The organism is Actinorugispora endophytica (assembly GCF_004363075.1).
Taxonomy (GTDB): domain Bacteria; phylum Actinomycetota; class Actinomycetes; order Streptosporangiales; family Streptosporangiaceae; genus Actinorugispora; species Actinorugispora endophytica.
This window is the reverse complement of the sequence record NZ_SNYN01000005.1, coordinates 232770-259371: the sequence shown is the minus strand read 5'-3', so window position 1 is coordinate 259371 and position 26602 is coordinate 232770. Positions and strand designations below refer to the sequence as shown.

25 protein-coding genes are annotated in these 26602 nt (G+C 73.4%); 12 read left to right on the top strand and 13 right to left on the bottom strand.

The annotated features are described in order from the left end of the window. Window positions 1-7: 7 nt before the first annotated feature. The gene (locus EV190_RS10040) at window positions 8-1672 is read right to left on the bottom strand and encodes an AMP-binding protein (RefSeq protein WP_243742486.1); all 1665 of its coding nucleotides are present in this window, start codon (window positions 1670-1672) and stop codon (window positions 8-10) included. 229 nt (window positions 1673-1901) lie between these two features. On the opposite strand from EV190_RS10040, the gene EV190_RS10035 reads away from it, so the two are divergent. Next, on the top strand, window positions 1902-3347 hold the full coding sequence (locus tag EV190_RS10035; RefSeq protein WP_133741212.1) for an AAA family ATPase: 1446 nt from the start codon (window positions 1902-1904) through the stop codon (window positions 3345-3347). 93 nt (window positions 3348-3440) lie between these two features. On the opposite strand, the gene EV190_RS10030 is transcribed toward EV190_RS10035, so the two are convergent. The 6 genes from EV190_RS10030 to EV190_RS10005 form a co-directional block, all read right to left on the bottom strand. Continuing rightward, on the bottom strand, window positions 3441-4499 hold the full coding sequence (locus EV190_RS10030; protein ID WP_243742477.1) for a DUF2293 domain-containing protein: 1059 nt from the start codon (window positions 4497-4499) through the stop codon (window positions 3441-3443). An 84-nt stretch (window positions 4500-4583) separates the two neighbouring features. Beyond that, a complete protein-coding gene (locus EV190_RS10025) occupies window positions 4584-4784 on the bottom strand; it encodes a DUF397 domain-containing protein (protein ID WP_133741210.1) in 201 nt (66 codons plus the stop codon). A gap of 66 nt (window positions 4785-4850) precedes the next feature. After that, entirely contained in the window at window positions 4851-5033 is a 183-nt protein-coding gene (locus EV190_RS10020; RefSeq protein WP_133741209.1) for a DUF397 domain-containing protein, read from the bottom strand. A 66-nt stretch (window positions 5034-5099) separates the two neighbouring features. Beyond that, window positions 5100-5282: a DUF397 domain-containing protein gene (locus EV190_RS10015; RefSeq protein WP_133741208.1), complete on the bottom strand. Its 183-nt coding sequence runs from the start codon at window positions 5280-5282 to the stop codon at window positions 5100-5102. A gap of 66 nt (window positions 5283-5348) precedes the next feature. Then, entirely contained in the window at window positions 5349-5549 is a 201-nt protein-coding gene (locus EV190_RS10010) for a DUF397 domain-containing protein (protein WP_133741207.1), read from the bottom strand. A 14-nt stretch (window positions 5550-5563) separates the two neighbouring features. After that, the gene (locus tag EV190_RS10005) at window positions 5564-6415 is read right to left on the bottom strand and encodes a helix-turn-helix domain-containing protein (RefSeq protein ID WP_133741206.1); all 852 of its coding nucleotides are present in this window, start codon (window positions 6413-6415) and stop codon (window positions 5564-5566) included. A 284-nt stretch (window positions 6416-6699) separates the two neighbouring features. Here EV190_RS10005 and EV190_RS10000 point away from each other — a divergent pair, with 284 nt between their 5' ends. The 6 genes from EV190_RS10000 to EV190_RS09975 all read left to right on the top strand — a co-directional run bounded on the left by EV190_RS10000 (window position 6700) and on the right by EV190_RS09975 (window position 15325). After that, window positions 6700-7104 (top strand): ATP-binding protein, encoded by a 405-nt coding sequence (locus EV190_RS10000; protein WP_243742476.1) that lies wholly within the window; start codon window positions 6700-6702, stop codon window positions 7102-7104. Window positions 7105-7335: 231 nt separating this feature from the next. Beyond that, window positions 7336-7827, top strand: a complete 492-nt coding sequence (locus EV190_RS09995; RefSeq protein WP_133741204.1) for a hypothetical protein — start codon at window positions 7336-7338, stop codon at window positions 7825-7827. Between the two features lie 73 nt (window positions 7828-7900). After that, complete coding sequence (locus EV190_RS09990; RefSeq protein WP_133741203.1) at window positions 7901-9139, top strand: metallophosphoesterase family protein; 1239 nt, start codon at window positions 7901-7903, stop codon at window positions 9137-9139. Further along, on the top strand, window positions 9136-12789 hold the full coding sequence (locus EV190_RS09985; protein WP_133741202.1) for an AAA family ATPase: 3654 nt from the start codon (window positions 9136-9138) through the stop codon (window positions 12787-12789). The genes EV190_RS09990 and EV190_RS09985 overlap by 4 nt, the downstream gene beginning before the upstream one ends. A gap of 197 nt (window positions 12790-12986) precedes the next feature. After that, a complete protein-coding gene (locus EV190_RS09980; RefSeq protein ID WP_133741201.1) occupies window positions 12987-14201 on the top strand; it encodes an FUSC family protein in 1215 nt (404 codons plus the stop codon). Window positions 14202-14278: 77 nt separating this feature from the next. Continuing rightward, complete coding sequence (locus EV190_RS09975) at window positions 14279-15325, top strand: glucose 1-dehydrogenase (protein ID WP_133741200.1); 1047 nt, start codon at window positions 14279-14281, stop codon at window positions 15323-15325. A gap of 15 nt (window positions 15326-15340) precedes the next feature. Here the strand turns inward: EV190_RS09975 and EV190_RS09970 are convergent, their stop codons facing one another. Together EV190_RS09970 and EV190_RS09965 are read right to left on the bottom strand one after the other, a co-directional pair. Next, window positions 15341-16186, bottom strand: coding sequence for an alpha/beta fold hydrolase (locus EV190_RS09970; RefSeq protein ID WP_243742475.1), 846 nt, complete (start codon window positions 16184-16186; stop codon window positions 15341-15343). Between the two features lie 11 nt (window positions 16187-16197). Beyond that, window positions 16198-16902: a TetR/AcrR family transcriptional regulator gene (locus tag EV190_RS09965; RefSeq protein ID WP_133741199.1), complete on the bottom strand. Its 705-nt coding sequence runs from the start codon at window positions 16900-16902 to the stop codon at window positions 16198-16200. Between the two features lie 325 nt (window positions 16903-17227). On the opposite strand from EV190_RS09965, the gene EV190_RS09960 reads away from it, so the two are divergent. Then, window positions 17228-17548: a WGxxGxxG family protein gene (locus tag EV190_RS09960; protein WP_133741198.1), complete on the top strand. Its 321-nt coding sequence runs from the start codon at window positions 17228-17230 to the stop codon at window positions 17546-17548. A 181-nt stretch (window positions 17549-17729) separates the two neighbouring features. Here EV190_RS09960 and EV190_RS09955 read toward each other — a convergent pair whose 3' ends face one another. Further along, a complete protein-coding gene (locus EV190_RS09955; protein WP_133741197.1) occupies window positions 17730-18968 on the bottom strand; it encodes a phospholipase D-like domain-containing protein in 1239 nt (412 codons plus the stop codon). 210 nt (window positions 18969-19178) lie between these two features. Between EV190_RS09955 and EV190_RS09950 the strand changes: the two genes are divergently transcribed. The 3 genes from EV190_RS09950 (at window position 19179) to EV190_RS09940 (ending at window position 21563) form a co-directional block, all read left to right on the top strand. Further along, complete coding sequence (locus EV190_RS09950) at window positions 19179-20279, top strand: WD40/YVTN/BNR-like repeat-containing protein (protein ID WP_133741196.1); 1101 nt, start codon at window positions 19179-19181, stop codon at window positions 20277-20279. A 123-nt stretch (window positions 20280-20402) separates the two neighbouring features. Then, window positions 20403-20696, top strand: a complete 294-nt coding sequence (locus tag EV190_RS09945; RefSeq protein WP_133741195.1) for a MoaD/ThiS family protein — start codon at window positions 20403-20405, stop codon at window positions 20694-20696. 228 nt (window positions 20697-20924) lie between these two features. Continuing rightward, window positions 20925-21563, top strand: coding sequence for a peptidylprolyl isomerase (locus EV190_RS09940; protein ID WP_133741194.1), 639 nt, complete (start codon window positions 20925-20927; stop codon window positions 21561-21563). A gap of 44 nt (window positions 21564-21607) precedes the next feature. Here EV190_RS09940 and EV190_RS09935 read toward each other — a convergent pair whose 3' ends face one another. Next, on the bottom strand, window positions 21608-21967 hold the full coding sequence (locus EV190_RS09935; protein ID WP_243742474.1) for a winged helix-turn-helix domain-containing protein: 360 nt from the start codon (window positions 21965-21967) through the stop codon (window positions 21608-21610). After that, complete coding sequence (locus EV190_RS24040; RefSeq protein ID WP_243742473.1) at window positions 21964-22392, bottom strand: hypothetical protein; 429 nt, start codon at window positions 22390-22392, stop codon at window positions 21964-21966. Before EV190_RS24040 ends, EV190_RS09935 begins: the two co-directional genes overlap by 4 nt. 308 nt (window positions 22393-22700) lie before the next feature. On the opposite strand from EV190_RS24040, the gene EV190_RS09930 reads away from it, so the two are divergent. Next, window positions 22701-25301 carry a cation-translocating P-type ATPase gene (locus EV190_RS09930; RefSeq protein ID WP_133741192.1) on the top strand — a complete coding sequence of 867 codons (2601 nt, stop codon included), beginning with the start codon at window positions 22701-22703 and terminating at the stop codon, window positions 25299-25301. 90 nt (window positions 25302-25391) lie between these two features. Here the strand turns inward: EV190_RS09930 and EV190_RS09925 are convergent, their stop codons facing one another. Then, window positions 25392-26561 (bottom strand): NAD(P)/FAD-dependent oxidoreductase, encoded by a 1170-nt coding sequence (locus EV190_RS09925; RefSeq protein WP_243742485.1) that lies wholly within the window; start codon window positions 26559-26561, stop codon window positions 25392-25394. Window positions 26562-26602: the final 41 nt, after the last annotated feature.

The following is a 26602-nucleotide window of genomic DNA, read 5'->3' as shown; positions in this document are numbered from 1 at the left end:
GGCTCCCTCATTCCTGGTGTCCGGGGCGCAGCTCCGGGAACTGGTCGTCGCGCCACTCCTCGGAGGGCCGGTCGGTCGAGGCCCGCTCCTCCTCGCGGCGGCGCAGCTCCACGCGGCGGATCTTGCCCGAGATGGTCTTGGGGAGGTCGTGGAACTCGATCCGGCGCACCCTCAGGAACGGGGCGAGGTTCTCGCGGGCGTGGCGCAGGATCGACAGCGCGGTCTCCTCCGTCGGCTCGTGGCCCGGGACCAGCGCGACGTAGGCCTTGGGCACCGCCAGACGGACCGGGTCGGGAGCCGGGACCACCGCCGCCTCGGCCACCGCCGGGTGCTCGATCAGCACGCTCTCCAGCTCGAACGGGCTGATCTTGTAGTCGGACGCCTTGAAGACGTCGTCGGTGCGCCCGATGTAGGTGATGAAGCCGTCGGCGTCCCGCCGGGCGACGTCGCCGGTGTGGTACCAGCCGTCCGCCGTCGCGGCGGCGTGGAGTTCGGCGTCGCCCTGGTAGCCGCTCATCAGCGGCAGCGGGCGGGCCGACAGGTCCAGGCAGATCTCGCCCTCCTCGGCGGGCCGTCCGCTCAGCGGGTCGACGAGCACGACCGGGCACCCGGGCAGCGGCCGCCCCATCGACCCCGGTCTGACCGGCGACCCCGGCGTGTTGCCGACCAGGGCGGTCGTCTCGGTCTGCCCGAAGCCGTCGCGCAGCGTCAGCCCCCACTCCCGCCGAACCCGGTCGATCACCTCGGGGTTGAGCGGCTCCCCCGCCGCGATCACCTCCCGCAGGCTTCCGGGGCCGCCGGACAGGTCCGTGTTGATCAGCATCCGCCACACGGTCGGCGGCGCGCAGAAGGTGGTGACCCCCGCCCGCCGGATCCGGCGCAGCAGCGCGGCGGGGTCGAAGCGGGAGTAGTTGTGCACGAAGACCGTCGCCTCGGCGATCCACGGGGCGAAGAAGCAGCTCCACGCGTGCTTGGCCCAGCCCGGGGAGCTGATGTTCAGGTGCGTGTCGCCGGGGCGCAGCCCCAGCCAGTACACCGTCGAGAGGTGGCCGAGCGGGTAGGAGACCTGCGTGTGCAGCACGAGCTTGGGGCGGCTGGTCGTGCCCGAGGTGAAGTACAGCAGCAGGGGGTCGTCGGGCGCGGTCCCGGGGTGCGGGACCACCGGGTCGGCGGTCTCGTACGCCCGGCGGTAGTCCGCCCACCCGTCGGGCGCCCCGTCGACCGCGATCCTGGTGTAGTCGCCGGGGACGCCGTCGAACTTGGCCGTGTCCGCGCCCGCAGCGACGACGTGGCGGGCGCCGCCGCGCTCGATCCGGTCGACGAGGTCGGCCGGCCCGAGCGCGGTGGTCGTCGGCATGATCACCGCGCCGAGCTTCATCACCGCGAGCATCGACTCCCACAGCTCCACCCGGTTGCCGAGCATGAGCAGCACCCGGTCGCCGCGCGCGACGCCCTGGTCCGCCAGCCAGACCGCGACCTGGTCGGACCGGTGGGCCATCTCGGCGAAGCCGACCCGGGTCTCGGAGCCGTCCTCCTCGACGATCCGCAACGCCGTCGCGTCGCTGTCCCGGGCGTAGGCGTCGAACCAGTCGACCGCCCAGTTGAACCGCGGCCCCAGGTCGGGCCACTCGAACGACTCGACCGCCGCGGCGTGGTCGCCGGTCAGCGCCATGAGCCGGTCCCGGGCGTCTCGGTACTTCTCGGTAGCGGAACTGGTGGTCGTCACGGCCTCTCCCCTCGCCGGTCCAGCCGTCTGGAACGTCCCCGCCATACTGCCCGTCCGGGCCCCGCGCCACCACCCTCGGAAAGCCCGCCGGAGGACCGGGCGGACCGAACCCAACTTAGATGGTTTCTAACTTAGAATGTTTCTAAGTCAGAAACATTCTAAGTCGGGGGAGCGCATGCGGAAGGGACACTTCGTCGGTCGGCGCCGAGAGCTGGCGTCGCTGGGACGGCGGCTCGACCTGGTCACCGAGGACGGGCGGGGCAAGGCGATCACCGTTCGCGGCCGGAGGCAGGTCGGCAAGTCCCGCCTCATGGAGCAGTTCTGCCGCGAGAGCCGCGTTCCCTCTCTGTACTTCCAGGCCAGCCGCGGCGTCTCGGTCACCGAGTCGCTCAACGACTTCGTCTCGGCCATCGCCGAGTCCACCGTCCCCGGTGCCGCGGACACGCCCAGGACAGCACCGTCCACCTGGCTGGAAGCGTTCAGGCTCCTCAACCTGGTACTGCCGGCCGACTCCCCCGCAGTCGTGGTGATCGACGAACTGCCGTGGCTCCTGCAACAGGACCCCCGGCTGGAGGGGCAGTTGCAGACCGCCTGGGACCGGCTCCTGTCCGCGAGACCGGTTCTGCTGGCCCTCGTCGGCAGTGACCTGCACATGATGGAGGCGTTCACCGGTTACGAGCGGCCCTTCTACGGTCGCGCCGACGAACTGGTCGTCCGGCCGCTGAACCCGGCCGAGACCGCCTCCATGACCGGCCTGTCGGGGTCGGACGCGCTGGACGCCAACCTGATCACCGGTGGTTTTCCCGGCCTGTGCCGCGTCTGGCCGAACGGAATGCCGCCGCGGGAGTTCTTCGCCTCCCAGTGCGAGGACCCCGCGAGCCCCCTCTTCACCGTCGGGGAGTCCATGGTCAACTCCGAGTTCCCCAACCCCGACCAGGCCCGTCGCGTACTGGAGGCCATCGGGCACGGCGAGCGGACGTTCAACAACATCGCCCAGGCCGCCGGGGCCGCCCCTGGCGAGCCGCTCAAATCCGGCTCCCTGGGGCCGGTCCTGCTCCAGTTGCGGGAGAAGCGCGCCGTGGACGCCGACACGCCTCTGGCGACCGCCCCCGGCAACGGAGGCAGGCTGTACCGCGTCGCGGACACCTACCTGCGCCTCTACCTCGCGATGCTGGCCCGAGCCCACGAGGACGCCAAACGCGACCGCCCCGACACCGCCCTCCGCCGGATCACCCGCCAGTGGGAGAGCTGGCGCGGCCGCGCGATCGAACCCGTCATCCGCGAGGCGCTCTCCCGTGCGGCCTCGGACGAGACTTTCCCCTGGCCGGAAGCCGACGCGGTCGGCGGATGGTGGCCCCGGACGTTCGCCCCGGAGGTCGACCTGGTGGGAGCCGACCGCGAGCCGGTGGCACGGACGGTCTACTACACCGGCTCCGTCAAGTGGCTCGGCACCGCCTTCGACCGGCACGACTTCGCCGCGCTCGTCCGCGACAGCGCCCGCGTGCCGGGGGCCGGGGAGGGAAGGGCCGGACTCGTCGTCGTCAGCCGCTCCGGCGTCGAACCCGGCGTCGGAGCGGACCTGGTCTGGGGCCCCGAGGAGGTCATCGCGGCCTGGAGCTGACCCGCTCCATTCCTTGGTGATCGTGACCTTTCCGGGGCCTCCGAAACGGTTGAGACCCCGGAAAGGTCACGATCACCGAGGAGTGGGGCGGCGCTACCCGTTCTCCCATCCGGCCAGGACGCGGTCGATGCCCGACGCGATCCGCTCCCGGGCGGTCTCCCGGGGGACGCCCGCCATCAGCATCGCGTCGTAGTCGGTGTCCTCGTGCCGCACCGACGCCACCACGGCGGCCCGGACCGCCCTCTCGTCCAGCTCCCGCCCGGCGGCGGAGCGCCCGACCCTGCCGCTGCCGCGCTCGCCCGCGTGCCGGGCGATCCGGTCGGCGCGCTCGGGCGGGCAGCCCGGGAACATCCGGACGATCTCGCCCGCCATGCGCGCCTGGAAGTCCACGTCCCACTCGGCCCGGCGGACCCGGTCGCGGTCGCGTCGCCGCGCCCGCGCGTCCTCGTCGGCCAGGCACTGCTCCTCGGCCCGCTCCAGCGCCGCCTCCTCGACGAGGAGGCCCTGCCGCTGGTACCGCTTGCGCCTGCGGTTCCAGACCACGACGACGGCGGACAGGCCGCTCTCCTTCTTGGCGCGGCGGGTGAGCGCGGCGCTCCCCGCCGGGAGGAAGACGAGGTGGTCCATGTCCACGCAGGTCAGGCAGAGCGTCCGGCCCTCGTCCATCATGAGGTGGGCCCCCGAGCCCCCGCACTCCGCGCAGGCCCACTCCCCGAACGCCTCGACGACGACCAGGTCGGGGGCCTTCTGCTGCCGCTCGGTGACCCGCTTCCGCTTCGCCTCGGACAGGTCCGGCGAGACCCAGTGGGTGCGGTAGGCGCGCTCCAGCTCCTCGTCCCCGCCCGCGGTGAACCGCAGCTCCCGCCGGTCCCGGGTGGCGGCCGGGTAGGCGACCTCCTCGGGCAGCAGCCCCTTGCCCTCGGCCCAGGTCCGCAGCAGGCCCACCGCCGCGGCGAGCTTGTCCGGGGAGATCTGGACGAGCTCCTCCACGCAGTCGGCGCGCCCCTGCTGCCACGTGTCGACCAGGTTCCAGGGCAGCCACCCGATCCCCGAGAGCACGTCGAGCGGGGAGACCCAGCCCCGCCTCCCCAACACGTCCTGAGCGGCGGCCGCGACCCTGCGGCCGAGCCTGGTATCGAGATCCTGTCGCACACTGTTCATTGAAGCAGCAGTCGAGAAGTGATGAACACCGCGCGCATCTGACCGGTTCGGGCCTTTGAGTCTGGTCGGACAGACCTACGGCGCGGTGTCGGCGTTGATCGCCGTGCTCGCGACGGCGGTGAGGAAGGCGCGCCACTCGGCGGAGGGGAAGAGGAGGGTGGCCTCGTCCCGATTCCGCGTGTCGCGCACGACGGACGCTCCAGGGACGTCGGCGACCTCGACGCAGTCGTTGCCGCTTCCGCTGTAGCTCGATTTACGGAACATCGGCTCGTTCATGGCGGTCACTCTCCAGGACAGCATTGCTTCGCGGTCACGGCTCAGGTCCGACAGGATCCCTGATGGTCAAAGCTCGTCGTTCTTAGCGGCGGTGAGGAAGGCGCGCCACTCGGCGGAGGGGAAGAGAAGGGTGGCCTCGTCCCGATTCCGGGTATCGCGCACAGCGGACGCTCCAGGGACGTCGGCAACCTCGACGCAGTCGTTGCCGCTTCCGCTGTAGCTCGATTTACGGAACATCGGCTCGTTCATGGCGGTCACTCTCCAGGACAGCATTGCTTCGCGGTCACGGCTCAGGTCCGACAGGATCCCTGATGGTCAGAGCGCGTCGTTCTTGGCGGCGGTGAGGAAGGCGCGCCACTCGGCGGAGGGGAAGAGAAGGGTGGCCTCGTCCCGATTCCGCGTGTCGCGCACGACGGACGCTCCAGGGACGTCGGCAACCTCGACGCAGTCGTTGCCGCTTCCGCTGTAGCTCGATTTACGGAACATCGGCTCGTTCATGGCGGTCACTCTCCAGGACAGCATTGCTTCGCGGTCACGGCTCAGGTCCGACAGGATCCCTGATGGTCAGAGCTCGTCGTTCTTGGCGGCGGTGAGGAAGGCGCGCCACTCGGCGGAGGGGAAGAGAAGGGTGGCCTTGTCCCGGTTCCGCGTGTCGCGCACGACGGACACTCCGGGGACGTCGGCGACCTCGACGCACTCGTTCCGTGTCGCGCTGTAGCTCGATTTACGGAATGCGAGCCTTGCGGTCTCGTGGTCCTGTTGCATGGAGGTGCTTCCTCTTATTCGTATCTCTTGATCAACTGGACCATGCGGGCTGTTGAGGCTTCCGGATGATCGGCCATGACGCGGATGTCGTCCCAGGCTTCTCGGTAGGTCTCGACCACGGCTCGGTCTTCCTGGTAGACACCATCGGTGCGTGTCTCGAAGTACGCGATCGGCCTGTCCATCGGGTTGGGGAAGTCAAGCAGGGTCAACGGCCCGGTGATACCCGGGTGCAGACCCCGATCGAGCGGCAGGACCTGGATCCTTACGGTGTTCGCTTCTTCGGATAGGCGGATGAGTTTCTCGATTTGGGCTCGCATGACCGCTTTGCCGCCAGCTGGACGCATCAGCGCGGACTCGTCGATGACGACCCACAGTTTCGGTGCGTCCTCACGGTCGAGGATCTCCTGGCGCTCCATGCGGGCGGCCACCGCACGTTCGGTGGCGCTTGCGTTGTTCAGGTGTAGAGCGCGGTCGACCGCTGCCGCGTATTCGGGTGTCTGAAGCAGGCCGGGGACGACCATCGTCTGATACGTCGAGATGGTTGACGCCTCGGCCTCGAAGCCGACGTAGGCGTCGGTGAAGACGTCGTCGAACTTCTCCCACCAGCCCTTGGTCCGGCTCTGCTTGGCCAGGGTCACCAACGCTTCGGTGGCCTCTTCTGACGCCTTGTAGAGCGTTGCGAGAGCGCGCACGATCACAGGATCGGGGCGCTTCCACTTGTTCAGCTCCATGTTCGTCAGGCGACCACGGGACCAACCAAGCCGCTCGCCTACCTGCTCAGCCGTCAGGTCCGCCTCTTCACGCAAGCGTTTCAATTCAGCAGACAGTCGTCTCCTGCGGAGAGTGGGACTCAGCCTGTCTGCCACTACTCGGACTCCTCCGGTTCGCCTTTGCTTTCCTGCGCAGATGGTAGATCACCCCTAAGAACAAAATTTTGTCGGATCAAGGCAGCCTATCTAAAACTTTGTATTGAAAGTTTCGACTGTTTGAGTCACACTGAAGTCGCAAGGATGAACGTGACCGTGCAGGTCGCTCGACTCTTCGGGGGTTCGTGGTGTCCGTGATGTCGTCTGGGGTGTTCTCGCCGGTGCGGTGGGAACCAAGGATCTACGAAGGGTCACTCAAGCTCGCGGGGAAAGTGCGTTCGCATGTGCGCAAAGACCTGGGCGGGTTTGCGTCGGGGCTGGTGGACGACGTGGAGTTGTGCGTCTCGGAGCTGTTCGCCAACGCGGTGGAGTACACCGCCTCCGGAGGCGAGGGCGGGGAGGTCGTACGGCGACTCTCCCTGCCCGAGGCGGGGCTGCTGCGGGTGGAGGTCGCCGACGGCGGCTTCACCGACACCCGGCCCGTTGTGGCGGAACTGTCCGGCGACGACTGGTTCACCTCCGAACGCCACCGGGGCCTGCTCATGGTGTCGGCGATCGCAAAAGGCTGGGGCTTCTACCCGGTGTACGCCCACCCCACCCTGAACCTGGGCCTGGTCGTGTGGGCCGACCTGCCCGTGGACCCCGCCCAAGTCCCGCCCGGGCTGCCCCGCTTCGTGCACACCGCCTGAACCCCAGCCCCCGGGCGGCGTTTCCTCGGCGATCTTGACGTTTTCGGGGTCTCGGACGCGGTTGAGACCCCGAAAACGTCAAGATCACCGAGAAAAACGGACACCACGGACAACCGGAGCGCCAACCGCCCCGCCCCGGGCCCGCGCGCCGTCGCCGCCCCGTCACGGCCCCCGACCCCGCACCCCCTCGACGACCACCACGGCCGCCACCCCGGAAAGGACCCGACACCCATGACCGTCACCATCACGCACGGCGACATCCTCGCCACCCCCGGCATCCCCGGTGCCCTCGGTATCCCCGGAACCCCCGGCACCCGACGGCAGGACGAACACCTCGCCGCGCTCATCCGCCGACTCGCCGGCCTCCGCCCCGAGATCGCCATCGGCTGGACACCACCCCCGACCCCGGCCCCGACCCCCGCGTCCACGCCCGCCCCCGCGCCGCGACCGCCTCGCTTCCTGCCCGCCCCCCGCTTCCTGCACCCGCTCGAACCGCACCCCGTCACCGGGCGCTGGCCCACCCGCGAGGACTTCCCCGCCGACCGCGACGTGGTGGACTCCATCGCCCGCCTGCGCGCCATCGCCGCCGGGACCCACCGACACGGCGACCACTGGCCCGCCCACGCCACACCCGCCTACTACGCCCGCAAGACCCGCCCGTCCCGGCTCCGGCGGATCGCCGTCCTCCTGGCCGCGTGGGGACACCGGTTCCGGTTCGTGTGAAAGGGGCGGGCGCGCGTGGCTACTGTGACATTCTGGAAGGCTCTGTCCACGCGTCCGAGGAGGATCTCCCCCTATGAAGCTCCTGCACGCCGCCGACCTCCATATCGACAGCCCCATGCACGGGCTGGCCCGATACGAGGGCGCGCCCGTCGAGCAGATGCGCGGGGCCACGCGGCGGGCGGTGGAGAACCTCGTCGAACTGGCGCTGCGGGAGCGGGTCGCGGCCGTGCTGCTGGCCGGGGACGTCTACGACGGCACCTGGCGGGACTTCAACACCGGGCTGTTCTTCACCAACCAGATGGCGCGGCTGCGCGAGGCCGACATCCCGGTGTTCATGATCTCCGGCAACCACGACGCCGAGAACAAGATGACCCGGGAACTGAGCCTCCCCGACAACGTGCACCGGTTCGCCAGCGGCGAGGCCGAGACGGTCGAGCGCGACGACCTCGGCCTCGCCGTGCACGGGCAGAGCTTCGCGCAGCGCGACGTCACCGACAACCTCGCCGAGCGCTACCCGGCGGCGCGGGACGACCTGTTCAACGTCGGGCTGCTGCACACCGCGCTGACCGGCAGCCCCGGGCACGACAACTACGCGCCCTGCACGGTGAACCAGCTCGCCGCGCACGGCTACCAGTACTGGGCGCTGGGGCACATCCACAAGCGCTCGGTCCAGCACGCCGACGGCACGCACGTGGTGTTCCCCGGCAACACCCAGGGGCGGCACGCGGGCGAGACCGGCGCGAAGGGCTGCACCCTCGTCACCGTGGACGGCCTGAGCGTCGTCGGCGAGCCCGAGCACCACGACCTGGACACCGCCGCCCGCTGGCACGAGGTCCGGGTCGACATGACCGACGCCCGCGACCGCGGCGACGCCACCCGCCTCATCGAGGAGCGGCTCGCCGCCGAGTTCGGCGACGACCCCGACCGGGCGCACGCCGTGCGGATCGTCGCGACGGGGGAGAGCGAGGTCCACGCGGCGCTGGTCGGCGACCGGGAGTCCTTCACCAGCGAGGTCCGCCGCCTCAGCCAGGAGCACGAGTCCCTGTGGGTCGAGAAGGTGCGGATCGCCACGACCCGCCCCGGGGAGAAGGCGGACCCCGAGCACGTCGCCGGGCTCCTGGAGAGCGTGCGCGCGGCCGGGGACGCCCTGCGCGCGGACCCCGGGGAGGTGGCGTCCATCGTCCGGGGCACCCAGCTGGAGGCCAAGCTGCCGACCGAGCTCAGGGGCTTCCTCGGCGACGAGGGCTGGCCCGACCGGATGGCCGGGGAGGCCGTGGAACTGCTCGTCGCCGCGCTGGAGGGCCCCCGATGAGGATCAACCGCCTCGACCTGACCGCGTTCGGCCCCTTCAGCGGGTTGAGCCTGCCCCTGGACGCGCCCGGCGTCCACGTCGTCCACGGCCCCAACGAGGCGGGCAAGAGCACCGCGCTGGAGGCCCTGAACCAGCTGTTCTACGGGATCGACCTGCGCAGCCGGTACGGGTTCGTGCACGACATCACGGCCCTGCGGCTGGGCGCGGAGATCACCGACGGCGACGGCGCGGTCCTGGACTTCGTCCGGCACAAGCGCCGCAAGAACGACCTGACCGGCCCGGACGGGACCCCGCTCGACGAGGACCGGCTGCTGGGCTTCCTGCACGGGATCACCAAGGACGTCTTCACGAACACGTTCGCGCTGACCCTCGCCGAGCTGAAGCAGGGCGGCGAGAGCCTGCTCAAGGGCGAGGGCGACATCGGCCAGGCGCTGTTCTCCGCGCGGTCGAGCCAGGACCTGGCCTCCGTGCTGGACCGGCTGGAGGACCGGCGCCGCGAGCTCTTCCTGCTGCGCGGCCAGAACCCGGGCATCAACAGGGCGCTCGGCGAGTACCGGCGGCTGGACCGGACGGTCCGGGAGAGGCAGACGCTCCCCGCCGAGTTCGTGAAGCTGCGCACGGCCGTGGAGGCCGCCGAGAAGCGGTTCGCCGAACTGGGCGACCGGCTCCGGGCCGAACGCGACGAGCAGGGGCGGCTGAACCGGCTGGCGTCGGCCCTTCCGCTGCTGCGCACGCGCGCCCTGGCCCGCGAGAGCCTCGCCGCGCTCACCGCCGAGGGGCCCCTCGCCGCCGACGACGCCACCGAGCGGCTGCACGGACTGGAGCAGAAGGCCGTTCTCGCCCGGCAGAAGCGCAGGCAGGCCGAGGACGACCTACAGGCCCAGAAGGACGAGCTGGGCGCGCTGCACGTCGACGAGCGCCTGACGGGCGCGGCCAGGTCCGTGTCCGCGCTGGTCAAGTCCGCCGCGAAGGTGGAGAGCGCGGACAACGACCTCGCCGCGCTGTCCCGGGAGGCGGCCGACGCCCGCGCCGGCGCCGAGCGGCTGCTGCGCCGGACCCGCCCCGGCGCCTCCGTCGAGGACCCCGGGTCGTTCACCGTGGCCGCCGCGGCCGCCGACCGGATCACCGCGCTCGCCCAGAAGCACCCGGGCCTGGTCGCCCGCGTCGAGAACGCCCGCAGGCAGAGCGCGGCCAAGGGCGAGGACGTCGAGGCGGCGCGGCGCGGCCTCGACGCGCTCGCCGAGGCCGTCGGCCACGACCTGCTCGAAACGGTCCTGTCGGAGTTCCCCCCGGCCCTGGACGCCGACCTGCCCCGCGCCCACGACGACCTGACCGGGACCGACGCGCGGATCGCCGCGCTGCTCGCCGAGGCGGGCTGGGCGGGCGAGGAGCCCGAGACCCTGCTGAAGTCCGCAGCCCCCGGCCGTTCCGAGGTCAAGGCGCACCTCAAGCGGTTCGACGACCTCGAAGACGAGCGCAGGGAGCGGCGCAGGGCCCGTTCCAGGGCCCGGACCGAACTGGACAAGGCCGACGGCAGGCTGGAGGCGCTGCGGGCCGGCGACAACCCGCCCAGCGCCGCCGACCTCGCCGCCGCGCGCGCCGAACGCGACGGGCTGTGGCGGCGGGTCCGCGCGGGCGGGGCGGACGGCTCCGCGCTCACCGCCTACGAGGCGGCGCTGGAGGCCGCCGATGCGCTCGCCGACCGGCTGTGGCAGAACGCCGAGCGGGTCGCCGAGCGGTACCAGCTGGAGGGGAGCGTCCGCGACAGGACGCTCGAACTCGACCGGATCGACGAGGAGCTGGCCGACCTCGACCGGGTCCAGGACGCCCTGGAACAGGGCTGGGAGGAGCTGTGGCCGTCCGAGGCGCTGCCCGCCCCCCAGGTGGGGGCCGCCGAGGACGTGCTCGACCGGCTGGACCGGCTCCGCGCGCTGCACAGCGAGCGCACCGCCCGCCACGCCGAGCTCGAACGGCTGGTCGAGACCGCCGACACCCTCATCGACCAGCTGGCGTCGCTGCTCACCGGGGCGGGCGTCGCCCTGGAGCCGCTGGCCGCGCAGGCCGGGGCCGGGGTGGGCCGCAGCGTCGCGCTGCTGCCCCAGCTGCGCGAACTCGCCGACGGCGAACTCGCCGAGCGCCGCGGGGCCGCCGAGGACCGCGCCGCGGCGCTGCTGCGCGTGGAGTCCGCGGAGCGGGACCTGGCCAGGCTCCTGGACGACCAGACCGAGGCGGAGGCGGCTCTCTCCGAGTGGGAGCGCCAGTGGGCCGAGGCCGTCGAACCCGCCGGGTTCGCCCCCTCCGCCGCTCCGGAGTCCGTCCAGGCCGACCTGGACCGGCTCGCCGACGTCGCCGAGCTGCTGGAGAGGGCGCGCGGGTCGGAGCTGCGGGCCGAGGAGCTGCGGGCCGAGGTCTCCGCCTTCGGGGAGCGGCTGGAGGCGGCGTTCGCGGAGTGCGGCGTGGAGCCGCCCGACGGCTGGGCCGAGCGCTCCGTGGCCCTGGAGGCCCTGGAGCAGCGGGTCCTCGCCAACATCGAGGCCGTGCGGCGGCGCGCCGAGCTGACCGGGAACATCCGGGGGCGCGAGGAGGCCCTGCGCGAGGCGCGGGCCGAGGAGGAGAGCACGGAGGAGGCCCTCGGGGCGCTCCTCGCCGAGACCGGGGTTCCCGACACCGCCGGGCTGCGCGCCGCGATCGGCCGCGCCGACGAGGCCGCGTCACTGCGGCGGCAGATCGCCCACGACGAGAAGCAGCTGGCCGTGCACGGCGCGATCCCGGCACTGGAGGAGCAGGCCGACGGGCTCACCGAGCCGGACCTGGACAACCACCTCGAGGAGGTGGGCCGGCGGGTCGAGGAGCTGGAGGGGCGGCGCGACGCCGCGAACGAGGAGCGGACCCGGGCCAAGGCCGAACTCGACCGGATCGACGGTTCGGCGGAGGCCGCGGCGGCGTCCGACGAGCTGGCGGCGGTCCGCGCCGAGATCACCGACCGCGCCGAGGAGTACGTGCGGCTGACCATCGCCCGCGAGGTGCTGCTGCGCTGCGTGGAGGCGTACCGCAGGGAGAACCAGGACCCCATCCTGCGCCGGGCGGAGGGGTTCTTCCGGTCCCTGACCCTGGGGCGGTTCACCGAGCTGCGCCCCGAGCTCGACGACGGCGGCCGGAACGTCCTGCGGGTGGTCCGCGACACCGGCGCGCAGGAGGAGGTCTCCGCGCTGAGCGAGGGCACCGGCGACCAGCTGTACCTCGCGCTGCGGCTGGCCTCGCTGGAGCGCTACGCGGTGTCGGGGCAGGCCATGCCGTTCATCGTGGACGACATCTTCATGACCTTCGACGACGAGCGGAGCGCGGCGGGCCTCGCGGTGCTCGACGAGCTGGCCGAGCAGTTCCAGGTGGTGGTCCTCACCCACCACCGGCACATCGCGGAACTCGCCGAGAGCGCCCTGCCCCGGGGGAGGGCGCACGTCCACCGGCTCCCCCGGTTCGCCCCGCCCTCCCGCGCCGAGCCGGAACCGGCGGCCGGGCCCCTTCCCGAGGCGGCCGACCGGCCCTCCCCACCCGCTCTCACCTGCCGCGACTGCGGCGCCGGGTTCACCCACACCGGCCGGGGCCGCCGCCCGGTCCGCTGCCCCGACTGCCGCGCGGGCGCGTCCTAGCCCTCTCGGTGATCGTGGCCTTTCCGGGGTCCCAACCGCTTTTGAGGCCCCGGAGAGGCCGCGATCACCGGCGGAAGCGCGCCGGGACCTCTGGCGGCGGACGTTCGTGGCAACGGCACGGGGGTACTGGCTGGGTGTCGCCAGTCCGGCCGCGGTCCCGGCGCCCGGGACCGGGCACCGACGCCATGCGGAGGCCCATGCGGAACACGCGCACGCTCATCCACTCGGGGCGGCTGTGGGCGGCCGCCACCGGTTCGGCGGTGCTGGAGCGCGTGTCCCTCAACATCGGGTCGGTGCTGCTGGTCACCGCCGCGGCGACGGTGGCGTGGGTCATCGCGGTGGGCCTCACCCCCGGGCACGCCCCGTTCTTCGCGCCGATCGCGGCGCTCGTCTCGCTCAACTCCTCGGGCGGGGAGCGGGGGGTCAACGCCATCCGGCTGCTGCTGGGCGTCGTCGTGGGCATCCCCGTGGGCGAGGTGATGGGCACCGTCTTCGGTGACGGCCACCTGTCCCTGGCGGCCGCCGCCTTCATCGCGATGACGGTCGCGGTCGCGATCGGCGCCGAACGGATGGTGATCGCCCAGGCCGCCGCCGGCGCGATCCTCACCGTGGTCATCGCCAACGGCGAGTACGGCCTGTGGCGGCTCACCGACGCGCTGATCGGGGCCGGTGTGGCCCTCGTGACCAGTCAGCTGCTGTTCCCCGTGCGGCTGGTCGCCCTGCTGCGCCGCACCGAGGCGGCGGCGCTGGCGGAGATGTCCCGCATGCTCACCCTCACCGAGCACATGCTGGAACGGGAGCAGCCGCTCACCCGGGAGATGATCAACCGGCTGGGCGAACTGAGCCAGCCCATGGCCGAGCTCAGCAGCGCGCGGGAGAGCAGCCAACTCGCCATGCGCACGTCCACCATCCGGTGGGGGGACCTGCGGCCGATCCTGCACGAGGACGAGAAGATCGACCGGCTCATCCTCCTCGCCGAGAGCTGCCTGTCGCTCGCCCGGACCACCACGTCCATGAGCCTGGACGAACGCCGGGAACTCGCGCCGGCGGTGCGCGCCATGGCGTCCGCGCTCGACGTTCTGGCCGGCGACCTCAGCGACCGCGCCGCGCGCCAGTACGCGGTCGACCAGGCGACCGAGGCCGCCCGCCCGTTCAGCGACCGCGTCTCGGCCGACGACCCCCTGACCGCTGCCACGCACCTGGCCGTGCAGCTGGTGGCCATCGACATCATGCTGTTCGCCGGGATCGAGGCCGAGGACGCCGAGGAGATCCTGCGGGACGAGAGCGGCGAGGCGGAGGTCACCCATCCGACGGCGGTGCCGTGGCTGCCGTGGACGGCGTGGCGGCCCCGGTTCCCTCGGGGGGAGGGGGCGCGTCCGCGCCGTCCGCGGTGGCGGCGCGGACGCGGGTGAGGCGCCCCGGGCGTGCCCTCCCGGCATCGGGGTAGCCCGTCCGGGAAGCCGTCCGAGACCGGAACCGGGAGACGACCATGCGCGCTCTGACCGTGACACCGCTCAAGCCCGGATCGGTGGAGGTGAGCGAGGTCGAACCGCCGGTGGCGGGCGAGGGGGAGCTGCTCGTCGACGGCGTCGCGGTGGGCGTCTGCGGCACCGATCGGGAGATCGCCCGAGGCGACTACGGCGAGGCGCCGCCCGGCGAGGAGCGGCTGGTCCTGGGGCACGAGTCGCTCGGCCGGGTGCGCGAGGCGCCACCGGGGAGCGGCTTCGCGCCGGGCGACCTGGTGGTCGGCGTCGTGCGGCGGCCGGACCCGGTGCCGTGCGGCGCGTGCGCGCGCGGCGAGTTCGACATGTGCCGCAACGGCCGGTTCACCGAGCGCGGGATCAAGGGCGTCCACGGCTACGGCGCGCAGCGGTGGACGGTGGAGGCCGACTACGCGGTCGGGATCGACCCGGAGCTGGAGCGCGTCGGCGTGCTGCTGGAGCCCGCCACGGTCGTCGCCAAGGCGTGGGAGCACATCGAGAGGATCGGCGGCCGGTCCTGGTTCGAGCCGCGCCGCCTGCTCGTCACCGGCGCCGGGCCGATCGGCCTGCTGGCCGCCCTGCTGGGCACCCAGCGCGGCCTCGACGTGCACGTCCTGGACCGGGTCGGGGCGGGGGCCAAGCCCGGCCTGGTCGCCGGCCTCGGCGCGGCCTACCACACCGCGCCCGTCTCGGAGGTCACCGCCCGGACCAGGCCGGACGTGGTCATCGAGGCCACCGGCGCGCCCGATGTCGTCCTGAACGTGGTGGCCGACAACGCGCGCGCCGGGATCGTCTGCCTCACCGGCGTCTCGTCGGGCGGCCCCCGCACCGGCGTCGACGCCGGTGCGCTCAACCGCGGGATCGTGCTGGAGAACGACGTGGTCTTCGGGTCCGTCAACGCCAACCTGCGGCACTACGGGCTGGCCGCGCTGGCGCTGGCCCGGGCCGACCGCTCCTGGCTGGAGCGGATGATCACCCGGCGGCTGCCGCTGGACCGCGCGCTGGAGGCGTTCGAGCCCGACGGCGACGAGGTGAAGACCGTCATCGACCTGTGAGCCCCTCCCGCCCGGTCAGAGGAAGGCGCGCAGGGCGGCGTGGAACTCCTCGGGGCGGTCCCGGGGCAGCATGTGCCCTGCTCCGGGGACGCGCAGCAGGTCGGCGCCGGGGATGAGCCGGGCCGTCTCCTCCACCGCGCGCAGCGGGACGGCGGAGTCCTCGTCGCCGCGCACCACCAGCGTCGGGCAGGCGACGCGCGGCAGCAGCGGCCGCAGGTCGGTGCGCATGCGGCGCCATCCGTAGGAGCGGATCTGCCAGTCGTCCATGACGAGTTCCCCCGCCGCCCGCTTGGCCTCCATCTCCGCGTTCGCCAGCGCGACGATCCCGTCGAAGTCCGGGTTCCGCTCCCCCTCCACCAGCGCGGACGCGATCGAGGCGCGGACCAGCCGCGGGCTCCGGGCGAACAGTCCGGTGGTGAGCCGCAGCAGACCGGGGGCCCGCAGGTACAGGTAGGTCGATCCCTGCGCGACCCGCCTGCCCTCCATCCCGCCCGGGGCGACGAGTACCAGCCGTTCGACGCGGTCGGGTCGGCGGGCCGCGAACCCGGCGGCGATCCCGCCGCCCAGGGAGAGCCCGACCAGGCGCGCGGTCGGCAGTTCCCACTGGTCCATCAGCTCGGCCAGGACGTCCTCCAGGCCGGCCTGGTCGGTGGGGCCGTGCCATGGGCGGCTGCCGCCGTGGCGCGGCCAGTCGGGCGCGAACACCCGGTACCCGTCCCGCAACGCGGGGATCGCCCGTCCCCAGGTGAGCGGGGCGGTGTCGAGCATGGCCCCGTGCAGCAGCACCACCGCCGGGCCGGACTCCCCCGCGCGGTGGTAGCGGATCGGTCCGTGGGAGACCTCGGTGTCGTGCGTGGTCACGGCGTCGAGCGTCACGGGCCGGCCTCAGTTCCCGTCGAAGGGGCGGACGGCTCGGTTCCCGAGCCGGGGAAGACACCGGTGACGAGGCCGGTGAAGGCGCGCCGGCCCTCGGCCGGGTCGGCGGAGGGGTCGCCCTCGAAGCCGCCCGCGACCAGGGCGCCGATCGCCTCGATGGTGGCCTCCAGGGGCGGGGCCGCCTCGGAGCCGACGGCGGACCCGACGGTGATCAGCCCGGTCGAGATGACGGCGAGCACGTGCGCGACGGCGGCCGCGTCCAGGTCGCCCCGGACCAGTCCGGCCTCCTGCATGCGCGCGACGAACTCCACCGCCCAGCGCTGCCGGGGAGCGTAGCGGTCGGGACCGCGTCCCCGCACGACGTCGCCCAGGACGCGGCTGTCCGCGGTGTACAGCGCCCGCATGAGCGGGTCCGCGGCGAGCGCGCGGAGCGTGTGCCGGTAGACGGCCGACAGCCGTCCGCCCTCCGGGTCCGCCAGCACGGCCTCGGTCGCCGCCCGCGCCAGGCGCTCGGTCTGGCGGGCCAGCAGGGCCTCCAGGACCGCTTCCTTGCTCTCGAACTCCTGGTAGACCGCGCCCTTGGCGATCCCGGCGGTCCGCGCGATGTCGCTGACGCTGGTCTTGCCGTATCCGTACCGGGCGATCAGCTCCGCCGCCGCGTCGAGGATCCGCCCCGACCGCTCCGCCCCCGCTCGTACCATGCGAACTCCATGACCGTTTTGGTTCTTACGGTCATAGACTAGCGCGACCGCGAGGGGTCCCGGACGCGGGGGCGCGTCCCGCCCGCCGCCGGACGCGCCACCCCTTCGCCACGGAAAGAGAAAGAAATCCAAAAAGACAAAGAACCGATTCGCCCCCTCACCGCGACACGCCGTCCCCCCGGGGGAGCCGACCAATTCTTTATCCAACGCCAACAGAATCAGGTTTACCCCTCCGACCTGGGGAAACCAGGAACAGGAGACTCGAATAGGGTCCAAAAACGCCAAAAGGCGCAACCGAGAACTGTTCCCACACTTCGGGGGAGTCATGAGAAAGCTTCTTGTCGCATTCGGTCTGGCCGTTTCCCTGGTAATCGCCCCGCTCGCCACCGCCTCCGCCTCGGCGGACACGACGACGGCGGACCGGGCGGCGGTCTCCTCGGCCGTCCACGCCCCGGGCGCGGACCTGGCGCAGCAGACCCCCGGCAACACCAACACCAACACCGGCGAGAACGAGGACGACAACGGCGACTGGGGCCTGTGGGGCCTGCTCGGGCTGCTCGGGCTCCTGGGGCTGCTCGGACTGCGCAAGGGCAAGCAGGCCCACGGCAGTTCGCCCGCCACGAACCGCGGGATGCCGCCGCGGTGACGTGTCCGCCGGTGGGCCGAGGGGGCCGGGCGTTCCCGGCCCCCCGCCCGGCGGGCCTCGCCGAGGTTCGACCGCCGGATTCGCACCGCCGCCTTCGGTGATCTCGACGTCAACGCCCTGCGACGTCCGTTTCGTGGGGCGATGGCGTCAAGAGCATCGAGGGCTTCGACGCGGAACCCGGTCAGAGAAAGGGCCGCCAGGGGACGAGGACCGTCTCGCTGAACTTGGCCACGAACGGGCGGCGGCGCCACTCCTCCTCCGTCAACCGGCGCGCGTTGGTGCTGTCGTTGGCGAAGACCCCCTCGAGGTGGGCCGCGACCTCTCTGTCGAAGACCTCCACGTTGATCTCGTAGTTCCCGGTGAGGCTCAACCGGTCGACGTTGGCGGTGCCGACCGTGCTCCACTGGCCGTCGATGGTGGCGGTCTTGGCGTGCACCATGGCCTCCTGGAACAGCAGCAGGGTCACGCCCCCGCGCAGCAGCGCCGAGTAGAAGCCGCGTGACAGCCAGTCCGCCACGACGTGGTTCGAGTACTCGGGGACCAGGATTCGCACGTCCACCCCGCGCCGGGCCGCCGCGACCAGGGCGCCCAGGATCTCGCGATCGGGGATGAAGTACGCCTGGGTGATGTAGATGTGGTCCCTGGCCCGGTCGATCGCCTCCAGGTACATCGCGCGGATGGGGTAGATGAGCACCTCGGGCACGTTGCGGTGCGCGCGGATCCGCGCGTTCCAGTGCTCGGTGCCCACGTCGTCGAGCCGCGGCTGCCCGCTCCCCCGGTTGGAGTTCCAGAAGTCGGAGAACGCGTTCTCCAGCTCCCACACCGCCGGTCCGACCAGCCGCAGGTGCGTGTCCCGCCACTCCGTGGCGTACACCGAGCCGATGTTGTAGCCGCCGACGAACCCGATCCCGCCGTCCACGGTCAGGATCTTGCGGTGGTCGCGGCCGGACTTGCGCACGTTCAGCAGCAGGAGCCCCGGCCGGATCACCGGGTAGCGGATGACGTGCACCGAGGGCGGGAACCGGAAGAAGGACGGCCGCACGACGAGGTTGGCGAACCCGTCGTAGATCACGAAGACCTCGACGCCCCGGTCCGCGGCGTCGATCAGCGCGCGCTTGAACTCCTTCCCCACCTCGTCGCCCTTGAAGATGAACGACTCCAGCAGGATGCGGTGCCGCGCGGACCGGATCGCGTCGAGCATGTCGGCGTAGAGGTGCTCGCCGTAGGTGTAGGGCGTGACGACCGTCTCGCCGACCGGGATGTCCGTCGGCTCGGTCGTGGGGAACTCCACCCGTCCGGGACGGATCCGCTTGCGCCAGGTGTCGATGCCGACGAGGCCGACGACCACCGCGACCTGCGCCGCGAGCAGGCCGAGCAGCGCCCGCCTGAGAACGGTCGTGATGGTGGTTCGCCGCAGCATCGCGTCGTCTCCCGTCTCCGCGGTTCCCGGGGCTCGACCGGTTCCGACCGGTGCGGGGCCATCCACGGTATCCCCCCGGCCCCCTGCGGGCGGCGGACCCGCGCGGCGGCCCCTCCCGAGCGCGGCCCCGGAAAGCGGGGCAGCGGCACGAGGCGGAATTGTCGTAGCCGTGTGTCACAGTGTCGGTACCCGTCAACCTCGGAGGCGATCATGGCTTTTCTCCTGGTCATCGGCACACGCAAGGGGCTCTTCCGCGCGATCAGCGACGACCGTCGCGGCTGGGAGGTCAGCGGCCCGCTCCGGCTCGACTCCGAGGACCACATCAACGTCGCGGCGGTGTACGCGGTCGGCGTCAACCCGCACAACCGCCGGATCCTGGTCGGGGCCGAGAGCTCGCACTTCGGCCCCAGCGTGTGGTCCAGCGACGACCTGGGGGCCACCTGGCGCGAACCGGACGCGGCGCCGATCGCCTTTCCCCCCGATGTCGAGGACTCGTTCGCCCGGGTCTGGCAGTTCGCCTTCGGCGACGAGCCGGACACCGTGTACGCCGGGGTCGAGCCGCACGCGCTGTTCCGGTCCGCCGACGGCGGGGAGAGCTTCGAACTGGTCCGGGCGCTGTGGGACCACCCGCACCGGGCCAACTGGTTCCCCGGCGCCGGCGGCGCGGCCATCCACACCGTGCTGCCCGGCAGGGTCCGCGCCGCCGAGACCGACCCGCTCGCCATGACCGTGGCCATGTCCACCGGCGGCGTCTACCAGACCCGCGACGACGGCAGGACGTGGTCCCCCGCGAACCGGGGCATCACCACCACGTTCCTGCCCGAGGAGACCCCCGAGTACGGGCAGTGCGTCCACAAGGTGGCGGTCGCCGCCGACGGCGGGTTCTACGCGCAGAACCACCACGGCGTCTACCGCAGCGCCGACCCGGCCTCCGGCTGGGAGTCCATCGCCGAGGGGCTGCCCAGCGACTTCGGGTTCGCCCTGGTCGCGCACCCGCACGCCCCCGGCACGGCGCTGAACTTCCCGGTGGTCAGCGAGGCGGTGCACCTTCCGCCCGGCAACCGGCTGCAGGTTCACCGCACCGACGACGGCGGCGCCACCTGGCGGCCCGTGAACGGCGGGCTTCCCGCCGACCCCTACTTCGGCATCGTGCTGCGCGACGGCGCCTGCACCGACGGCGCGGACGTTCCGGGGTTCTACTTCGGCACCCGGTCGGGGGACGTCTACGTGACCACCGACGACGACGCGGAGTGGCGGCAGGTCGCCGCGCACCTGCCCGACGTCCTGTGCGTGCGCGCGATCGAGGTCTAGACGGTGTCCCTCAGATCGCTCCGGGCCCGACCACCCTTCAGGAAAGAGCCCCGCCGCGCGGAGCAGCGCGCGGCGGGGGCCTCCCACCCACCCGAAACCACTCAGGAGAGACGGGCCGGCGCCATGACTGTGACCGTGTTCCTCCCGCAGGTGCTCCGCGTCGAGTCCAGCGGGGCGGCGAGGATCGACATACCGCTGGGCGGCGCCGACGGGACCGCCCGGCTGCGCGACGTCCTGGACGAGCTCGCGCTCCGCCACCCGCGCCTGGACCGGCGCCTCCGCGACGAGCGGGGCCGCCTGCGGCGCTACGTCAACGTCTTCGTGGACGACGACGAGTGCCGCGCGGTGTCCGGTCTGGACACCCCGGTCCGGGAAGGGGCCGAGATCCGGGTGCTGCCCTCCGTCGCGGGCGGCTGACGACCGCCCGGAGGAGGCCCGGGCGGCCCGTCCCGGACGACGACTGCGGCGGGCGGCGGCGGGCCCGACGGCTCCTCCCCGACCGGGGCCCGGCGGGCCGTCCTCCCCGGGGCCCCCGCTTCCGGGGCCGGGGACGACACGGCCGGCGGGTGCGGTCGCTGCGGTCCGCGTTCGTGGCGCTACCCTGTGGGGGCTCGGACGATCCCCACCAGCCGGAGAACACCCACGATGAACCGTTTCGCCACGACCGCGGCGGCAGGCCTGCTCAGCACCGTTCTCCTCGCCGCGACGGCCTGCCAGTCCCAGGACGCCCCGCCGCCCCAGACCTCCGGCGGCTCGTCCGTACCGGTCCCCGATGTCACGGGGGCGACACTGCACACCAGCGAGGGCGACATCGAGGTCGTGCTGTTCCCCGAGCAGGCGCCCGAGACGGTCGCCAACTTCGTCGGGCTGGCCGAGGGCGGCAAGGCCACCAACCCCGAGACCGGATCGGACCGGTTCTACGACGGGACGGTCTTCCACCGCGTCATCCCCGACTTCATGATCCAGGGCGGGGACCCGCTGGGCACCGGCATGGGAGGCCCCGGCTACTCCTTCCCCGACGAGATCGACCCCGGCCTGACGTTCGACGAGCCCGGCAGGCTGGCCATGGCCAACTCGGGCCCCGACACCAACGGGTCGCAGTTCTTCATCACGTCCGCGCCGACCCCCCACCTGGACGGGCTGCACACCGTCTTCGGCGAGGTCGCCGACCAGTCCGGCCACGACGTGGTCGCCGCCATCTCGGCGATCCCGACCGACTCCTCGGACCGCCCGTCCCACGACGTCGTCCTGGAGTCGATCACCGTCCACCACAGCGAGGACTGAGCCGGGCGGCCGCCCGGCCCCGCCCCGGCGGTGCGGATCCCGCGTCAGCGCGACGGCCGTCCGCCGTCCTCGGGGTCCGTACCGCCCCCGTCACCGGCGGGCTCCGTCGGCGCGGCCTCGGCGATCCGGTTGAGCACGGCCACGTGGTTGCGGAACGCCGCCCTGCCCTGCGGGGTGAGGCCGATCCAGGTCTTGGCGCGCCGCCCCGCCTGGGTTTTGACGACCTTCAGGTAGCCCGCCTTCTCCAACGTGGTGACGTGCTGCGACAGGGAGGAGTCGCTGATCTCGACCATGTCGCGGATGTAGCCGAACTCGGCCCGTTCCACCGAGGTGAGCGCGGCGACGATCGAGAACCGCACCGGCGAGTGGATGACCTGGTCCAGCTCACGTCGCAAATGACTCACCGGTTCCTCCCCCGCATCCACAGCGCGGCCGCGGCGAAGGGCAGCGACAGCGCCGCGGACGCCAGGCTCCACGCCACGAGCGAGTCGTCGAACCGCCAGCGCACCAGCGGGCCGACGAGCAGCAGGTAGCCGACGAGCCATACCACTCCGGCGGCCGTGAAGAAGCGTGTCGCCCCTCGCGGGCGCACCTGGCGGGTCTCGGCCCACCAGCCGGCCGCGAGCGCCACCAGGAACCACACCCCACAGGCCGTCAAGCGGGCGGGGCCGTCGGGGAAGAACGCCTCCACCGCGACGACCAGCGCCGCCGAGAGCAGACCGACCACGACCAGGTACCCGCTGTACCACCGTCCGGCGGCGGCCGTCCGGACACGCAGCCGCTCGGCCCTGTCGATGTCCTCCCGGGAGAGACGGGACTCCTCCGCCATCACGCACTCCTTCTTTCGCTCTGGTTAACTACTTTATGGATCATAAAGTAGTTAACGGATCCAAACAAGTGTGATTCCCCCTGAAATCGAGAGCCGGCGCCGCGCGGCACCCCCGGGCGGGGACAGGCAGGTCCGAGGGGAGCCGGACGGCCCCGAGTAGCCGCGGACGATCCCGGGTAGTGGAGATGCCCCGCGCTTCTCGGCCACGCGGCGGCACGACGGACACCGGCCGGAAGGAAGGTCCGAGATGGCTGCTCCCGCACACCGCACCCGACTCCGCGGCGCGCCCCGTCCGCGCCGCGCCGGCCATGGCGCACGACGCGGGGGCTGATCCCGGAGCGGGGCCACCGGAATCCGCGCGCACGGGTCTGACCGGCGCCGAGGCCGCCGAACGGCTGCGCCGGGACGGCCCGAACGCGTTGCCGCCTCCCCGGTGGCCCGTCCCGTTCACACTGCTGGCGGGTGAGTTCACCCGCCTCTTCGCCCTTCTGCTGTGGGGCGCCGCGCTGCTGGTGCTCGTCGGCGGACTGCCCCGCGTCGCGGCGGTCATCGCGGTGGTGGTCGTCGCGAACGGTCTGCTCGCGTTCGTCCTGGAATACCGCGCGGCCCGGGCCGCGCGGCACCCGCGCGGCGTGCCGCCCGCCGCGGCCGCCGTGGTCCGGGACGGGCGGCGCGCCTTCGTCGACGCCGCCGAGCTGGTGGTCGGCGACGTCGTGCTCCTCGCGGCGGGCGACCGCGTCGCGGCCGACGTCCGGCTGGCCTCGGCGCACTCACTGGTCCTCGACGAGTCGCCGCCGAACGGCCGGAGCACCACCGCGCGCCTCTCCGACGGCGCGACCGCGCACGCGGGGGCGTACGTCGTCGAGGGGGAGGCCGAGGGCGTCGTGACCGCCACGGGCGCGCGGACCCGGCTCGGCCGGACCGCCGCCCGGCCCCGCGAGGCCCGCCGCCCGGCCGGTCCCCTGACACTGGACCTGCGGGACCTGTCCGCGCTCGTCGCGGTGGCCGCGGCGGGGGTCGGCGTGCTGTTCGCCGTCGTCGCGACGGCGCTGGGCGCCTCGGCGGCCGACAGCCTCCTGATCGGCGTCGGCGCGGCCGTGGCGCTCGTGCCGCAGGGGCTTCTCCCCGCTGTGACGCTGTCCCTGACGTGGACCGCGCGGCGGATGGCCCGGCACGGCGCGCCGGTACGCCGCCCGGAGGCGGTGGAGCGGATCGGCTCGGTGTCCTTCGTCTGCACCGGGACGACCGGGCCCCTGACCCGCGGCGAGATGTCGGTGATCGAGGTGTGGACCCCGGCGGGGACCGTGCGGGTCGAGGGCGCCGTGGACTCCCCCGGAGGCGGACTCGCGGGCGGCGCCCCCGCCCTGGCCGCCGTCCGGGCGGTCGCCGAGACGGCGGTGCTCGGCTCCGGCGCGGCGTTCCGGTCCGCCGACCACCGGTGGCATCCGAGGGGGGACCCGACGGAGGCGGCCCTGCTCGCCCTGGCCGCCCGAGCGGGGGTCGACCGCTCCGCTCCCCCCGTGCCGCGCCGCCACCCGTTCGACCCGCGCCGGCGCCGGGCGTCGGCCGTCGCCGGAGGCGCGGTGCACGTCGCGGGCGCCCCCGAGGCGGTGCTGCCGCTCTGCGGGAACTCCTCCGCCGCGGCGCCCGCGCTCTCCGGGATGACGGCGCGCGGCCTGCGGGTGCTGGCCGTGGCCCGGCGCGACGCGGCCCCGTCGTCGGCCCCTCCCGACGGCGCCGACGACGCCGAACGGGACCTCACCCTGCTGGGGCTGGCCGCTCTGGCGGACCCGCCGCGCGCCGGCGCGTCCGCCGCCGTCGCCCGCTTCCGCCGGGCGGGCGTCCGGACGGCGCTGGTGACCGGCGACCATCCGGGGACCGCCCTCGCCGTGGCGCGCGAGGCCGGGCTCGCCGCGGACCCCCCGCTGGTGGTGACCGGCGCGGAGCTACCCGACGACCTGCGGGACCTCGGCGAGCTGCTGGACCGGGACGGGGTCGTGGTCGCCCGCGCCACCCCCGAGGACAGGCTGCGCGTCACCGTCGCCCTCCAGCACCGGGGCCACGTCGTGGCGACGGTCTGCGGCGGCGCCCACGACGGGCCCGCGCTGCGCCGGGCGGACATCGGCGTGGCCTTGGGCGCCTCGGGTACGGACGCCGCCCGGGAGGCGGCCGACCTCGTCCTCCTCGACGACCATCTCCAGGAACTCGTCTCCGCCGTCGAGTTGGGCCGCGCCGCCCTCGGCAACGTCCGCCGCCTCCTCACCCACCACCTCGTGGCGGGCACCGCCGAACTCGCGCCGTTCCTCGTGTGGGCGCTGACCGGCGGCGCCGTCCCGCTCGCGCTGGGCGTCCTGCAGATCCTCGCCCTGGACCTCGGGACCGGCCTGCTCACCGCGCTCGCGCTGGGCGCGGAGCCCCCCGACCGGCGCGCCATGCGCGGGAGGACGCCGGCCGGGGCCACGCTCATCGACCGGCGACTGGTCGCGCGGTCCCTGGGCGTCCTGGGACCGCTGGCGGCCGCCGTCACCGTGTTCGCCTTCGTCATCGCCCTGCTGACCGGCGGCTGGACGTGGGGGGCGGTCCCCGGCCCCGCCCTGCTGGCGGCGGCGTCGGGAGCCGCCTTCGCCACGGTCGCGCTGGGCCAGGCGGCCACCGCGCTGGCGTGCCGCAGCGAGACCGACCCGTTCGACACCGTGCCCTGGGCGGGAGACCCCCTGCTCCCGGCCGCGCTCGGGGCGGGGCTGCTGGCGCTGCCGGTCTTCCTTCTCCTCCCCCCGCTGCCCGGCCACCTGGGCGGCACCGCTCCTCCCGCCATCTCCTGGCCCGCCATCCTGTGCGTGGTCCCGGCCCTTCTGGCCGCCGACACCATCCACAAGGTGGTCAGACACCCTCCGACGGCGGGCGCGTAGAGGGGCTCGGACGTGCGGTGGTCCGCGGGCGCGCCGCACGGGCCGCGGCGCGCCGGGGGTCCCTCCGGCGCGCCGCGGTCCGGCGGACGGTCAGCGGAGCACCGCCTCGGGGCGGGCGGCGCTCCGGGCGCGGCGGGCGCGCGGCGTGTAGGGGCCGGGGTTGCGGGCCGCCCAGGCGGCGCCCCGGACGACCGCCTCCTTGACCCGGGCCGCGGCGCGGCCGGTGAGCACGGACTCGCGGGCGGTGTCGTCGGCGTCGACGAACTGGATCAGGCCGTCGCGGCGGCCCAGGCTCACGCACTGGGCGTAGTACCGGAACCGGAACGGGGCGGGTTCCCGCCCGGCCAGGCGGCCGGTGATCGCGTCGGCGGCGTACAGCCCCATGGGCAGCCCCGTCGCGCACGCCATCCGCAGCGGGATCCCGGACGGGCCGGTCACGAGGGCGGCGTCGCCCACCGCGTAGACGTCGGGGTCGGAGACGGCGCGCAGCCGCTCGTCCACCAGGACGCGGCCGGACGCGTCCACGGCCAGCCCGGCCCGCTCGGCGATGTCGGGGACCGCGAAACCGGTGCTCCACAGCACCGCGTCGGCGGGCACGGACGCGCCGTCGGCCAGCGTGAGCCCGCTCCCGTCCACCCGGACGACCCTGCTGTTCGCGCGGACGTCGACGCCCAGCCGCTCCAGCGCCCCGTCCAGGTGGCGACGGCCCCGCTCCGACAGCGCCGCGCCCGGCTCCCCGCTGGTCAGCAGCCGCACCCGCAGACCCGGGTGGCTCTCGGCGAGTTCGGCGGCCGCCTCGACGCCGGTCAGCCCGCCGCCCACGACGGCGACCGAACCGCCGCCCGAGGCGAGTCCGGCGATCCGCGCGTGCGAGCGGCGCGCCTCGGGTCCGGTGGACACGGACAGGGCGTGCTCGGCCGCGCCCGGGACCCCGCCGGTCCCGGCGGCGCTGCCCAGGGCGTACACCAGCGTGTCGTAGGGCAGGGAGTCGGATCCGGCCCCGGTGTCCACGAGCACCTCGCGGCGGCCCGGGTCCAGGCCGGTGACCCGGCCCACGACCAGCTCCGCCCCCGATCCGCGCAGCGCGTCCCGCAGCGGCCGCTCGCGCGGCTCCTGCCCGGCGGCGAGCTGGTGCAGCCGGACCCGTTCGACGAAGTGCGGCGCGGCGTTCACCAGCGTCACCTCCGCTCCCGGTGTTCCGGCCCGGCGTGCCGCCCGGCCGGCCGCCGCCAGACCCGAATAGCCGGCCCCGATGACCACGATTCGATGCGCCAACACTCTCCCCTGCCCTTCTCCCGCGA